General features: G+C 73.2%; 11 protein-coding genes. 9 read left to right on the top strand and 2 right to left on the bottom strand.

The genetic code is table 11. From position 1 onward, the window contains the following. Positions 1–60 precede the first annotated feature (60 nt). From leuC to ITJ48_RS04150, 6 genes are all read left to right on the top strand, one after another. Complete coding sequence (gene leuC / locus ITJ48_RS04175) at positions 61–1,584, top strand: 3-isopropylmalate dehydratase large subunit (RefSeq protein ID WP_370544850.1); 1,524 nt, start codon at positions 61–63, stop codon at positions 1,582–1,584. Beyond that, on the top strand, positions 1,584–2,180 hold the full coding sequence (leuD, locus tag ITJ48_RS04170; RefSeq protein WP_123546460.1) for a 3-isopropylmalate dehydratase small subunit: 597 nt from the start codon (positions 1,584–1,586) through the stop codon (positions 2,178–2,180). Before leuC ends, leuD begins: the two co-directional genes overlap by 1 nt. Beyond that, the gene (murA, locus tag ITJ48_RS04165) at positions 2,181–3,548 is read left to right on the top strand and encodes a UDP-N-acetylglucosamine 1-carboxyvinyltransferase (RefSeq protein ID WP_123546459.1); all 1,368 of its coding nucleotides are present in this window, start codon (positions 2,181–2,183) and stop codon (positions 3,546–3,548) included. It abuts the gene before it with no gap. A 7-nt stretch (positions 3,549–3,555) separates the two neighbouring features. Then, positions 3,556–4,380 carry a lysophospholipid acyltransferase family protein gene (locus ITJ48_RS04160; RefSeq protein ID WP_194612508.1) on the top strand — a complete coding sequence of 275 codons (825 nt, stop codon included), beginning with the start codon at positions 3,556–3,558 and terminating at the stop codon, positions 4,378–4,380. Between the two features lie 127 nt (positions 4,381–4,507). Further along, positions 4,508–5,521, top strand: a complete 1,014-nt coding sequence (locus tag ITJ48_RS04155) for an NAD(P)H-dependent glycerol-3-phosphate dehydrogenase (protein WP_194613338.1) — start codon at positions 4,508–4,510, stop codon at positions 5,519–5,521. 93 nt (positions 5,522–5,614) lie between these two features. Beyond that, a complete protein-coding gene (locus tag ITJ48_RS04150; protein WP_194612507.1) occupies positions 5,615–6,763 on the top strand; it encodes a D-alanine--D-alanine ligase family protein in 1,149 nt (382 codons plus the stop codon). A gap of 195 nt (positions 6,764–6,958) precedes the next feature. On the opposite strand, the gene ITJ48_RS04145 is transcribed toward ITJ48_RS04150, so the two are convergent. After that, positions 6,959–7,531, bottom strand: a complete 573-nt coding sequence (locus tag ITJ48_RS04145) for a DUF3515 domain-containing protein (RefSeq protein WP_194612506.1) — start codon at positions 7,529–7,531, stop codon at positions 6,959–6,961. Positions 7,532–7,555: 24 nt separating this feature from the next. On the opposite strand from ITJ48_RS04145, the gene thiL reads away from it, so the two are divergent. Further along, positions 7,556–8,614 (top strand): thiamine-phosphate kinase, encoded by a 1,059-nt coding sequence (gene thiL / locus ITJ48_RS04140; protein ID WP_194612505.1) that lies wholly within the window; start codon positions 7,556–7,558, stop codon positions 8,612–8,614. Positions 8,615–8,645: 31 nt separating this feature from the next. On the opposite strand, the gene rsmD is transcribed toward thiL, so the two are convergent. After that, entirely contained in the window at positions 8,646–9,215 is a 570-nt protein-coding gene (rsmD, locus tag ITJ48_RS04135) for a 16S rRNA (guanine(966)-N(2))-methyltransferase RsmD (RefSeq protein WP_194612504.1), read from the bottom strand. Between the two features lie 131 nt (positions 9,216–9,346). Between rsmD and ITJ48_RS04130 the strand changes: the two genes are divergently transcribed. Then, positions 9,347–11,053, top strand: a complete 1,707-nt coding sequence (locus tag ITJ48_RS04130) for an acyl-CoA dehydrogenase family protein (protein WP_194612503.1) — start codon at positions 9,347–9,349, stop codon at positions 11,051–11,053. A gap of 61 nt (positions 11,054–11,114) precedes the next feature. Then, positions 11,115–13,358, top strand: a complete 2,244-nt coding sequence (locus ITJ48_RS04125) for an ATP-dependent DNA helicase RecG (protein WP_370544773.1) — start codon at positions 11,115–11,117, stop codon at positions 13,356–13,358. The last annotated feature ends 27 nt before the right edge of the window (positions 13,359–13,385 follow it).

Raw genomic sequence — 13,385 nt, 5'->3', positions numbered from 1 at the left:
GCGCTGGCGTAGACTTCGACGATCATTCCGACCGAGACACCCGAGGAGAGGGGCGTGCCCGTGGGCAGGACGCTTGCCGAGAAAGTGTGGGACGACCACGTCGTCGTCAAGGGCGAGGACGGCGCCCCCGACCTTCTCTACATCGACCTCCACCTCCTCCACGAGGTCACGAGCCCGCAGGCCTTCGACGGGCTCCGGCAGGCAGGGCGGCCGATGCGGCGCACCGACCTGACGATCGCCACCGAGGACCACAACACCCCGACCCTCGCGATCGACAAGCCGATCGCCGACCTCACCAGCCGCACGCAGATCGAGACGCTCCGCCGCAACACGGCCGAGTTCGGCGTCCGCCTGCACCCGCTCGGCGACGCCGAGCAGGGCATCGTCCACGTCGTGGGGCCGCAGCTCGGCCTCACCATGCCGGGCATCACCGTCGTCTGCGGCGACTCGCACACCTCGACGCACGGCGCGTTCGGCGCGATGGCCTTCGGCATCGGCACGAGCGAGGTCGAGCACGTCATGGCGACGCAGACCCTGCCCCTCAAGCCCTTCAAGACGATGGCGGTCACCGTCGAGGGCACGCTGCGGCCCGGCGTGACGGCGAAGGACATCATCCTGGCGGTCATCGCCCAGATCGGCACCGGCGGCGGCCAGGGCTACGTGCTCGAGTACCGCGGCAGCGCGATCCGCGCCCTCTCGATGGAGGGGCGCATGACGATCTGCAACATGTCGATCGAGGCCGGCGCCCGTGCCGGGATGGTCGCCCCCGATCAGACCACGTTCGACTACCTCGAGGGCCGCGACCACGCCCCGACCGGCGCCGACTGGGACGAGGCGGTCGCCTACTGGAAGACCCTCCCGACCGACGACGACGCCGTGTTCGACGCCGAGGTGTTCCTCGACGCCGACTCGCTCGAGCCGTTCGTGACCTGGGGCACGAACCCGGGCCAGGGCGTGTCGCTGAGCGACTCCGTGCCCGACCCCTCGACCGTCGTCGACCCCAACGAGCGCGCCGCCGCCGAGCGCGCCCTCGAGTACATGGCCCTCGAGGCCGGCACGCCGATGAAGCAGATCCCCGTCGACGCCGTGTTCATGGGCTCGTGCACCAACAGCCGCATCGAAGATCTGAGGGCGTTCGCGTCGATCGTGCAGGGCAAGACCAAGGCCGAGGGCGTCCGCGTCATGGTCGTGCCGGGCTCGGCCCGCGTGCGGCTCGAGGCCGAGGCCGAGGGCCTCGACAAGGTCTTCACCGACTTCGGCGCCGAGTGGCGCTTCGCCGGCTGCTCGATGTGCCTCGGTATGAACCCCGACCAGCTCGCCCCGGGCGAGCGGTGCGCGTCGACCTCGAACCGCAACTTCGAGGGCCGCCAGGGCAAGGGCGGGCGCACGCACCTCGTGTCGCCGCTCGTCGCCGCCGCGACCGCCGTCCGCGGCACCCTGTCGTCCCCGTGGGACCTGTCGGCCGACGAGGCGGGCGCCGGTGGCGCCGCTGCCGGAGCCGGAGCCGGCGACGCCACGGCGACCCCGATCCACGACCAGGTCGCCGCCGAGCTGGCAGGCCAGACCGCAGGAGGCGCGTCCTAGTGCAGAAGTTCACCGTCGTCACCGGCGTGGCCGCGCCCCTCAAGCGCTCGAACGTCGACACCGACCAGATCATCCCGGCCGAGTTCCTCAAGCGGGTCACCAAGACCGGCTTCGAGGACGCGCTCTTCTTCTCGGCGCGCCAGGACCCGGACTTCGTGCTCAACCGCCCGGAGTACCAGGGCGCCCGGGTGCTGGTGGCCGGCCCCGACTTCGGCACCGGCTCGAGCCGGGAGCACGCCGTCTGGGCCCTCCGCGACTTCGGCTTCGACGTCGTCCTGAGCTCGCGCTTCGGCGACATCTTCCGGGGCAACTCGGGCAAGCAGGGCCTGCTGAGCGCCGTCGTGGCCGAGGACGACATCGAGCGGATCTGGGCGGTCGTCGAGGCGAGCCCCGGCATCGAGATCACGGTCGACCTCGCCGCGCAGACCGCCACGGTCGGCGACCTCACGGTCTCGTTCGAGGTCGATGCCTACACTAAGTGGCGCCTCCTCGAGGGTCTCGACGACATCGGACTGACCCTCCGCGACGAAGCCGCGATCACAGAATTCGAAACCCGCCGCGCCGCCTGGCGCCCGAAGACATTGCCGGTGAAGTAAGTGAACTCTCTCGTCCAAGACGCAGCAGCTGCAGGGGCCCGTGTCGGCCTGAAGTCCGATGAGATCGTCATCCGCGGCGGCAAGCCGCTGATCGGTCGCATCGAGGTGCGCGGGGCGAAGAACCTCGCCACGAAGGCGATGGTCGCCGCGTTGCTCGGCGACACCCCGAGCATTCTGCGCGACGTCCCGGACATCAGCGACGTCAACGTCGTCCGCGGCCTGCTGTCGGTGCACGGCGTCCGCATCACCGACCCGGCCCGCGGCGAGATGATCCTCGACCCGGCCAACGTCGAGTCGGCGCACTTCGCCGAGATCGACGCGCACGCGGGCTCGAGCCGAATCCCGATCCTCTTCTGCGGCCCGCTGCTGCACCGGCTGGGCGAGGCGTTCATCCCCGACCTCGGCGGCTGCCGCATCGGCGACCGTCCCATCGACTTCCACCTCGACGCGCTCCGGGCCTTCGGCGCGGTCGTGGACAAGTCGTACAACGGCATCCACCTGACCGCGCCCGACGGCCTCAAGGGCGCCAACATCGAGCTGCCCTACCCGAGCGTCGGCGCGACCGAGCAGGTCCTGCTCACGGCGGTGCTCGCCGACGGCGTCACCGAGCTCCGCAACGCGGCGATCGAGCCCGAGATCATGGACCTCATCGCCATCCTGCAGAAGATGGGCGCCATCGTCTCGGTCGAGCCGAACCGCGTCATCTTCATCGAGGGCGTGAAGACGCTCCGCGGCTACACGCACCGGGCCATCAACGACCGCAACGAGGCCGCCAGCTGGGCGAGCGCCGCACTGGCGACCAAGGGCGACATCTTCGTCGAGGGCGCCGACCAGAAGGACCTGATGACGTTCCTCAACGTCTTCCGCAAGGTCGGCGGCGACTTCGACGTCCACGAGGACGGCATCCGCTTCTTCCACCCCGGCGGCGAGCTCAAGCCCGTCGTCGTCGAGACCGACGTGCACCCCGGCTTCATGACCGACTGGCAGCAGCCGCTCATCGTGGCGCTGACCCAGGCGCAGGGCACCTCGATCGTGCACGAGACGGTCTACGAGAACCGCTTCCAGTTCACCGAGGCGCTGAACGACATGGGCGCCGACATCACCGTCCACAAAGAGGGCCTGCCGGGCCACGACCGCCGCGTCGCCCGTCGTGAGTTCGAGCAGGCGGCCGTCATCAACGGCCCGACCGCCCTGCACGGCGCCGACATCCGCGTCCCCGACCTGCGCGGCGGCTTCAGCCACCTCATCGCCGCGCTGACGGCCGAGGGCGAGTCGAAGATCAGCAACGTCGGCATCATCAGCCGCGGCTACGAGCACTTCATCGCGAAGCTGCGCAAGCTGGGCGCCGACTTCGACTTCCAGGGCTGATCGCGACGTGAGCGACGCCTCCTCGCCGACCCCGCCGGCCGGCGGCGTCGACGCGCCCCTCGTCCAGACGCCCCGCCGGGTCGGCCGCCTCGGTCGCGGCAAGGAGAAGAGCGCCGTGTTCCGGGGCGTCGCCGCCGTCGGCGCCCCGCTCTTCGACGGGCTCGCCCGCATCGAGGTGCGCGGCGCGGAGAAGCTCCCGGCCGAGGGCGCGTTCGTGCTCGCGCCGAACCACTACTCGAACATCGACCCCGTCGTCGTCGCACGCCTGATGTGGACGATCGGGCGCGTGCCGAGGTTCCTCGCCAAGGCGTCGCTCTTCCGCGTGCCCGTCTTCGGCTCGCTGATGCGCGCCATGGGCCACGTGCCGGTCGAGCGCGGCGGCCGCACGCACGACAGTGACCCCCTGCAGGCGGGGCGCGCCCTCGCGAGCAGCGGCGGGGGAGTGATCATCTATCCCGAGGGCACGCTGACCCGCGATCCCGACCTCTGGCCGATGAAGGGCAAGAGCGGCGCCGTCCGGCTCGCCCTCCAGGCGGGGGTGCCGCTCATCCCGATGGCGCACTGGGGCAGCCAGCACGTGATGGGCCGCTACTCGGCGAAGATCAGCCTGTTCCCGCGCAAGCGCATCGTGGCCGCGATCGGCGACCCCGTCGACCTGTCGCCGTGGCGGGGCCGCCACCTCGACCAGGCCGCGTACACCGAGGCCACCGCCCTCGTCATGCAGCGCATCACCGAGCTGCTGGCCGGCCTCCGCGAGGAGGAGGCGCCCGCCGAGCGGTGGGACCCGCACACGAAGCATCAGAAGGAGACCGGACGCTTTGAGCAGCCGTGACGACAGCAGCCGTGACGACGGCAGCCACGACGTGACCGGCGACGCCGGTCGAGGCGCCGGGACGAGGGAGGACGCCATCGGGGCCCTCGGCGAGGGCGCCGTCACCACGGAGGCGATCTCGGTCGTGATGCGCAGCGCCGTGCCCCGCACGGTGGCCGTGCTGGGCTCCGGCAGCTGGGGCACCACGTTCGCCAAGGTCCTCGCCGAGGGCGGGGCGGACGTCACCCTCTGGGCCCGGCGTCCCGAGGTCGCGCGCGAGATCACCGAGAGCAAGCGCAACAGCGACTACCTGCCGGGCATCAACCTGCCCCGCACCCTCGTGGCGACGCCCGACGTGGCCGCGGCGCTCCGTGGTGCCGAGCAGGTCTACCTCTCGGTACCCAGCCAGACCCTCCGCGAGAACCTCGCCGCGGTCCGTGAGCTCGTCCCGCGCGGCGTCCCCGTGGTCAGCCTCATGAAGGGCGTCGAGAAGGCGACCGGCCTGCGCATGAGCCAGGTCATCGAGCAGGAACTCGACATCGACCCCGACCTGATCGCCGTCGCCTCGGGCCCGAACCTCGCCCTCGAGATCGCGAAGCGCCAGCCGACCGCCGCCGTGGTCTCGTCGCAGAGCCTCGAGACCGCGACGCTCGTCGCCGCCACCGCGACCAACCCGTACTTCCGGTCGTTCGTGAACACCGACGTGATCGGCACCGAGTTCGGCGGGGTCCTCAAGAACCTCATCGCGGTCGCCATCGGCATCGTCGACGGGGTCGGCTACGGCGAGAACACGAAGGCATCGATCATCACCCGCGGCCTGGCCGAGATGACCTCGTTCGCCGTCTCGTTCGGGGCGAAGGCCGAGACGCTCGCGGGGCTCGCGGGCCTCGGCGACCTCATCGCGACGTGCGAGTCGCCGCTTTCGCGGAACAACACGGCCGGCCGCCTCCTCGGCCAGGGCTACGCCTTCGGCGACGTCGTCCGGCAGATGAACCAGACGGCCGAGGGGCTGAGCTCGGTCGCGCCGATCCTCGAGCTGGCTCGCTCGCGAGGGGTCGACATGCCCATCGTGCAGCAGGTCGCCGAGGTGCTCGCCGGTACGCTCGACCCGCGGAACATCGCGCCGCACCTGACCGAGACCGACGAGCCCCAGGGCGAGTAGCGGCAGGAGGCGCGGCGTCCGTCACGGACGCGACCCGCGCCTCCTGCCTGCTCACGCGGTCAGGCGGCGCCGAACCACCCGAAGGGCCCCTCGATGACCACCACCACCCCCGCCACGACCGCGGCCCCTGCGACCGAGGCTCCGGCGCCCGCCGAGAAGCAGACCGTCGTCGTCCTGTTCGGCGGCCGCTCGAGCGAGCACTCGATCAGCTGCGCCACCGCCGGGGGCGTGCTCGCCGCGATCGACCGCGACCGATTCGAGGTGGTGCCCGTCGGCATCACCCGCGAGGGCGCCTTCACGCTGCAGCCCGACGACGCGGCCCTCTTCGCCCTCGACGCCGAGTCGCTCCCGGAGGTGCGCGACAACGGCACCCGCGTGCGCTGGCCCGAGACCGCCGCGAGCCGAGGGCTGAGCGTCGTCGAGCCCGACGGCGGGGTCCGCCTGCTGGGCGACGTCGACGTCGTGTTCCCCATCCTGCACGGCCGGTTCGGCGAGGACGGCACCGTGCAGGGCCTGCTCGAGCTGGTCGGGCTGCCCTACGTCGGCGCAGGCCTGCTCGCGTCGGCCGTCGGCATGGACAAGCACTTCACCAAGACCGTGCTGCAGCAGGCCGGGATCGCCGTCGCCCCGTGGCGGACGGTCCGTCGGGCCGAGTGGACGAGCGCCCCGGAGGCGGTGGCCGCCGAGGTCGCCTCGCTCGGCTTCCCGCTCTTCGTCAAGCCCGCCCGTGCTGGCTCGAGCGTCGGCGTCTCGCGCGTCGACCGCCCGGACCAGCTGGCCGCCGCCATGCAGGTCGGCCTCGCGGAGGACCACAAGGTGCTCGTCGAGGCCGGCGTCGTCGGCCGCGAGATCGAGTGCGCGGTGCTCGGCGGACGCGACGGGGGAGCCCCGCGCACCTCGGTCGCGGGCGAGATCGTGCTCAGCGACGAGACCTTCTACGACTTCGAGTCGAAGTACCTGGGCGGGGCGGGCGCGGACCTGCTGTGCCCGGCGCCCCTGTCCGAGGGCGAGCTGGCCGAGATGCAGCGGCTCGCCGCCCTCGCCTTCGAGTCGATCGACGGCACCGGGCTCGCCCGGGTCGACTTCTTCCTCACCGACGGGGGCTGGGTCGTCAACGAGGTCAACACGATGCCCGGCTTCACGCCGATCTCGATGTTCCCGGCCTGCTGGCTCGCGAGCGGCCTGAGCTACCCCGAGCTCATCACCGAGCTCGTCGAGCTGGGGCTCGCGACCGACCGCTGAGCGGGCCGTTCGTCGCCCGCGCCGGAGCGACCTGCGGCGTACGCCGTAGCGGGTCCCCGCACTGCACCGGGTTTCGTACACTGCACCGCGTCTAGACCCGGTGCAGTGTACGAAAGCCGGTGCAGTAGTGGCGGCTCGCCGGGGCGACGGACCAGCGGCCGGATGGCGAGCCAGGCGGCGGGGCCGTGGGCCGGCTCAGGGAGCGGGCGTCTCCGACGGCACGTCGGTCGACGGCACGTCGGTCGAGGTGTCGGCCGGGTCGCCGACGCTCGGCAGGTCCTCGACGCCGACGCAGCCGCGGCCGTCCTCGGGCAGGTAGCCGACGGCGTCGGCGAGGTCGAAGAGGGCCGTGCTGCCGACCTCGGCGCTCACGACGACCTGCACGGCGGGCGTGCGCCCGTAGGTCGTGAACGTGAAGGTGTCGCCGTCCTCCGGGCCGTCGTCCGACAGCCAGTCGACGCCCTGGATGGGGTTGCACGGCAGATCGGAGACCGCGGGGGACTCGACGCCGCAGCGCAGCAGCACCGTCGAGGGCGTGCCCCAGGCTCCCGTCCCCTGCGCGTCGGTCTCCCGCCGCTGCTGAGGGTCGGAGTCCGGCCCGACAGTCTCGGGCAGGTGCACGACGACGTCGGCGCAGGCAGGTTCGTTCGCGCCGTCGGCCGACTGCATCGGCACGGCGGCCGTGCATCCCGACAAGATCGACGCGGCGACGACGCCGAGCGCGACGACGAGGGAGGGGCGCAGGAGGCGGCGGGACGGAGCGGACATCCCGGCCAGGCTACCGTCGACCCCATGGAACGATCCTCCGGGTCTCTCGACGCTGCCGACACCGCCGACGCTGCAGACACCGCCGCCGCTGCCGACAACGCCGACACCGTCGAGGCCGTCGGCGAGCTGGCCACCCTCGCGCGCATCCTGCCCCGCCTGCCCCGCGGTCTCGACACGCAGCTCGGCCCGGGCGACGACGCCGCCCTCGTCGCCGCGCCCGACGGCCGCTTCGTCGTGACGACCGACCTCATGGTGCACGGGCCCGACTTCCGGCGTGCCTGGTCGACGCCGCACGACCTCGGCTGGAAGGCCGCGGCCTCGAACCTCTCCGACGTGGCGGCCATGGGCGCCCGGCCCACCGCCCTCGTGGTCGCGCTGGCCGTCCCCGGGGACACTCCCGTGGCCGACCTGGAGGGCCTGGCCGACGGCCTCCGCGACGCGTGCGCGGCCATGGCGCCCGGCTGCGGCGTCGTCGGCGGCGACCTCTCCGTCTCCGCGGTCTTCACCGTGGCGGTCACGGCGTTCGGCGACCTCGACGGTCACGACCCGGTCCGGCGCGGCGGTGCCCGCGTCGGCGACGTGGTCGCCGTGTCCGGCCCGCTCGGCCGGGCCGCCCGAGGACTCGACCTGCTCTTCCGCCTCGGCGTCGACCACGACGGCGTCCCCGACGCCGCCCTCGCCCGTGAGGTGCGCGACCGCGACGCCGACGTCGGCTGGCAGCTGGCGCCCACGCCGCCGATCGCCGACGGGCCTTCCGCGGCCCTCGCCGGGGCGACGGCGATGCTCGACCTGTCCGACGGCCTCGCGCTCGACGCGTCCCGGCTGGCCCGCGCCTCCGGCGTCGTGCTCGACCTCGACTCGGCCGCCCTCGGGGCCGACCCGCACGCCGCCCTGGCCGGGGGAGAGGACCACTCCCTGCTCGCGACGTTCCCGGCCGACGCGGACCTGCCGGGCGGTTTCCGCCCGCTCGGCACGGTGCGGGACCTCGCAGGAGGCGCCCCCCGCGTCGCCGTCGACGGCCGCGACCTCGGCGAGCCCGGCGGCTGGGACCCCTACCGCCTCTGGACCGGCCAGCAGGGCTGACCTGCCCCCGTCGCTGCTCAGGCGTCGGGCGTCAGGCGTCGCGCGTCGCGAACCAGACCGTCGTGTCGCCGTACGACTTGCGGGCGTCGAGCGTGAGCCCGTCGGGCCAGCCGGGCTCCCCGTCGCGCGAGGCGCGCTCGACGACGACCAGCGCCTCCTCGGCCAACGACGGGAGCAGTGCTGCGAGGTCGGCCGCCAGCTCGGCCGCCGACAGCTCGTAGGGCGGGTCGAAGAAGACCAGGTCGACGAGTCCGGCGCCGCCGCTCAGGTACGACCGGACCGGCTGGGCGACGACGTCGACCCGCGGCGCCCGTCCGGCGGGGGCGCGGCCCACGACGGCGTCGACGTTCTTCCGCAGCGCCTTCGCGGCCGCCGGCGCCTTCTCGACGAGGACGACCGACGCCGCTCCGCGCGATGCCGCCTCGAGCCCGAGCCCGCCCGTGCCGGCGTAGAGGTCGAGCACCCGGCGACCAGCGATCTCGTCGCGGGCGTCGAGCGACGAGAACAGCGCCTCGCGCACCCGGTCGCTCGTCGGTCGGGTACCCGTCTTCGGCACGGCGAGGGTCAGGTTGTCGGCGAAGCCGGAGATGATGCGGGACACGTCCCCATCCTGGTCCATCGCGGCAGCCGTTCGAGCAAGTCGACAACGCGGCCCCGAGGAGGCGCGCGACCGGTCGTGGGACCCGCACAAGCGAGTTGTCGGCCGGCACCCCGCCGGGCACGATCGCCCCCATGACCAGCGTCGATCGTACTGTCAGGCCCTCGTTCACCAAGTCGCTCTTCGCGGGGCGGATCGCGTCCGAGCTGGCGTTCCCGTACCCGCACATGTCCACGGCCGAGGCAGCCAGGGTCGAGACGGTCTCGGCGTCGGCCCGCGAGGTGCTGGCCGACTACGACCCGCTGCGGGCCGAGCGCGAGGGCTGGATCGGCGACGACACGGTGCGGGCCCTGGGCGAGCGAGGGCTGATGGGCCTGTTCGTCTCCGAGGAGTACGGCGGGCTGGGGCTGAGCCAGAGCGCCTACTGCCGCGTCTACGAGGAGTTCGGCCGGGTCGACGGCACCCTCGCCACCGTGATGGGCGTGCACCAGTCGATCGGCACGAAGCCGCTGCACCTCTTCGGCACGGACGACCAGAAGGCCCGCTGGCTGCCCGACCTGGCGAGCGGACGGAAGCTCGCGGCCTTCGTCCTCACCGAGCCGAACGTGGGCAGCGACGCCTACGCGCTCGAGACCCGCGCCGAGCGGCAGGCCGACGGCAGCTGGCTCCTGAACGGCGAGAAGCGCTGGATCGGCAACGGCGACAAGGACGTCCTGACGGTCTTCGCCCAGAGCGACCTCGGGCACGTGGCCCTGATCGTCGAGAAGGGCATGGACGGCCTCAGCACGGGCCCGCGCTTCGAGACGCACGGCCTCAAGGCCAACCATCTCCAGCGCGTCCGCTTCACGGACGTCCGGGTGCCCGCCGAGAACCTGCTCGGCGAGCCGGGCGACGGCTTCCGCATCGCGGTGAACACGCTGAACAACGGCCGCATGTCGATGGGCACGGCCATCGCGGGCGGCATGAAGCGGTTCCTCGAGCTGAGCCTCGAGCACACGGAGGCGCGTCACCAGTTCGGCAGGCCGCTCGCCGACTTCGAGATGGTCGGCGACAAGCTCGCGTGGATGACGCAGCAGATCTACGGCGTCGAGTCGATGTCGTACCTGACCACGGGGCTCGTCGACCGCGGCGACACCGACTTCGCGCTCGAGTCGGCCATGACGAAGGTCACCGCCAGCGACACCGGCTGGTACGCCCTCAACCGCGCGGTGCAGCTGCACGGCGGCGAGGCGTACATGGAGGGGCACCCGCTGTCGAAGGCCCTGCGCGACTTCCGCATCTTCCCGATCTTCGAGGGCGCGAACGACGTCCTCCGCGCCTTCGTCGCCCTCAACGGGCTCAAGGCCCTCAGCGAGGAGCTCCCGGACGTCGCCTCGCTCAGCATCGGCGACCCCGGCCGGGCGATGGGCGTGCTGGCGCCGTACGTGGCAGGTCGGGTGCAGCGTCGGATCCGGCCCGAGCGGCCGGTGGGCGTGCACCCGCAGCTCGCGCGCGCCGCGGCCCAGGTGGGGGAGCAGGTCTCCCAGCTGCGCGAGCGGGCCGAGGGCGCCCTCCGCAAGCACGGCAAGCGCGTCCAGGAGGCCCAGCTCGTGCAGAAGCGCCTCGCCGACGCGGCGTCCGGCATCTACGCGCAGACGGCCGTGCTGTCGCGGGCCTCGGTCGCCCTCGAGGAGGCGCGGGCCGACTCCGACGCCGAGCGCCACCTGGCGATCGGGTTCTGCAAACAGTCGGCACGGCAGGTCGCGCGGCAGCTGCGGGCGCTCGAGGTGAACGACGACCGGCACGTGACCGCGCTCGCGGCGTCGACCCGCGCCTCCGGCGGGTACTCGTTCCGGCTCTGAGACGTGGGGCCGGCTCCGCGGACGACCCGGCCCTGTCGGGGGCGCGCAGTAGCGTGGGGACGTGCCCGCGCCCCTGCCCGACCCGTCGCCGCTCGACGCCGCGCTCTCGAGCGCCCTCGGCGGCCGCACGGCGCAGGCGATGCAGAAGGCGTTCGGGCTGCGGACCGTCGGCGACCTGCTGTCGCACTACCCCCGGCGCTACGCCCGGCGCGGCGAGCTGACGGCGCTCGACTCGCTGCCGCTCGGCGAGTCCGTGACGATCGTGGCCGAGGTGCTCGACGTGCGCGAGCGCACCATGCGGGCCCGGCGGGGGTCGATCCTCGAGGTGCGCATCGGCGACGGCGAGGGCATCCTCACCCTGACGTTCTTCAACCAGGCCTGGCGCTCGCGCGACCTCGTCCCCGGGGCGCGCGGCATCTTCGCGGGCAAGGTGGGCGACTACCGCGGCCTGCGGCAGCTGGCGCACCCCGACTACGAGCTGTTCGACGCGTCGCACGAGGCCGTCGCAGGCATCGGCGACGCCGAGGCGCAGGCCTTCGCCCGGCAGCCGATCCCGATCTACCCGGCCAGCGCCTCCGTGGCGTCCTGGCAGGTGCAGAAGTCGGTCGAGGTGGTGCTCGACACGCTGCCTCCGCTCGACGACCCCGTGCCCGCGTCGGTCCGGGCCGAGCTCGAGCTCGTGCCGCTCCGCGAGGCCCTCGAGCTGGTGCACCGGCCCGAGAAGGACAGAGACCACCTGAGGGGCCGCGACGCCCTGCGGTTCCAGGAGGCGTTCGTGCTGCAGAGCGCGCTCCTCCAGCAGCGGGCCCTGCTCCGCACGACGAAGGCGACGGCGCGCTCGGCGCGGCCGGGCGGCCTGCTCGAGCGCCTCGACGCGGCGCTGCCGTTCGAGCGCACCTCCGACCAGGTGCTCGTCGGCTCCGAGATCGACCGCGACCTCGCGGCCGACGTCCCGATGAACCGCCTCGTGCAGGGCGAGGTCGGCTCGGGCAAGACCCTCGTGGCCCTGCGCGCGATGCTGGCGGTCGCCGAGAGCGGCGGCCAGTCGGCGCTGCTCGCCCCGACCGAGGTGCTCGCGGGGCAGCACCTCCGTTCGATCGCGCGGTCGCTCGGCCCCGACCTCGCCGCCGAGCTGCGCCCCGTGCTGCTGACGGGGCAGATGAGCACCGCCGAGCGCCGCGGGGCCACCCTCGCGGTGGTGAGCGGGCAGTCCCGGATCGTCGTCGGCACCCACGCGCTGATCAGCGACGCCGTCGAGTTCTGGGACCTCGGCCTCGTCGTCGTCGACGAGCAGCACCGCTTCGGGGTCGAGCAACGCGAGGCGCTCCGCCGCAAGGGCGCGGCCCCGCCGCACGTGCTCGTGCTCACCGCCACGCCGATCCCGCGCACGGTCGCGATGACCGTCTTCGGCGACCTCGACGTGTCGACGATCACCGAGTTGCCGGCCGGCCGACAGCCGATCGAGTCGTTCGTCGTGCCCCTCGCCGACCGGCCCGGCTGGGCCGACCGCATCTGGCAGCGCTCCGCAGAAGAGATCGCGAAGGGGCGCCAGGTCTTCGTCGTCTGCCCGGCCATCGACGCGGCGACGGTCGAGCAGGGCGAGCCGGCCCACGAGGCCGGGGGACCGGAGGCAGGCAGCGCGGGCTCCGCCGCGACCGACGGGACCGCAGGAGGCGCGCCTCCTGCCCCCGAGCGCGCCAGCGTCGAGGCCGTCACGGCCCTCGCCCGCTCGTTGCCGGTGCTCGCGGGCGCCCGGGTCGAGCCGCTGCACGGCCGCATGTCGGCCGACGAGAAGGACGACGTCATGCAGCGCTTCGCCCGCGGCGAGATCGACCTGCTGGTGGCGACCACCGTGATCGAGGTCGGCGTCGACGTCCCCAACGCCTCGACGATGGTGGTGCTCGACGCCGACCGGTTCGGCATCTCGCAGCTGCACCAGCTGCGCGGCCGGGTCGGCCGGGGCGGTCACCCGGGCCTCTGCCTCCTGGTGACGCACGCGCCCGTCGACTCCACGGCACGCGAGCGCGTCGACGCCGTCGCCGCGACCCTCGACGGGTTCGAGCTCGCCCAGGTCGACCTCGAGCTGCGGCGCGAGGGCGACGTCCTCAGCAGCCTCCAGTCGGGCGGCCGGTCGTCGCTGCGCCTGCTGAGGGTGACGACCGACGGCGACCTGATCGGCACCGCCCGCGAGCACGCGGCCGAGCTGCTCGAGGCCGACCCGTCGCTGGGGGAGCACCCCGCGCTCGCCGCGGCCATCGCGCGCCGGCTCGACGACTCGAGCCGCGACTTCATGGCGGCGGGCTGACGGTCTCCCGGGAGCCACCGGCTAGGG

The organism is Frigoribacterium sp. VKM Ac-2530, from assembly GCF_015350835.1.
Lineage (GTDB): Bacteria > Actinomycetota > Actinomycetes > Actinomycetales > Microbacteriaceae > Frigoribacterium.
Note: the sequence above shows the minus strand (reverse complement) of the source record. Positions and strands in the feature narration are given on the sequence as shown.